At 68.9% G+C, this 517-nt stretch carries 1 protein-coding gene; it reads left to right on the forward strand.

Annotated features, from left to right (window positions below):
* Window positions 1–517, forward strand: a 517-nt coding sequence (locus ACZYOF_RS44325; protein WP_463719665.1) for a transposase, incomplete at both ends; no start/stop codon positions are given.

Here is a 517-nt window from a genome sequence, read left to right on the forward strand (position 1 = left end):
GCCGTTGCCGCCGCAGCTTCTGGCCGAAGTGAAGCGCGAGCATGCCCGGCTGATGCTGGTGCGTGACCAGCTCAAGGCGCTGGAGCAGGCCCAGGCGGCGGCGCAAGCCGCTGCGATGCCCGCACCGATGGCGAAGCGACGGGATCAGTTGCAGCAACTCAAGGCACTCGGCCCGGCGTTTGCCACCACGCTGGTGCACGAGGTGTTCTACAAGGACTTCCGCAACCGGCGCGAGGTCGCAAGCTATTGCGGCTTGGCGCCCAGTCCCTGGCAAAGCGGCGGCATCGACCGCGAGCAGGGGATTAGCAAGGCCGGCAACCGGCGCGCCCGCCACAAGACGATCGAACTGGCGTGGCTCTGGCTGCGCCATCAGCCGGACAGCGCGCTCAGCCGCTGGTTCCGCAGCCGCACGGAGAACGCCGGCAGGCGCGCCAAGCGCGTCGCCATCGTCGCCCTGGCGCGCAAGCTGATCGTGGCGCTGTGGCGCTATCTCACCAGCGGTCTTGTTCCGGAAGAG

This window comes from Bradyrhizobium sp. LeoA1Lang (assembly GCF_055413685.1).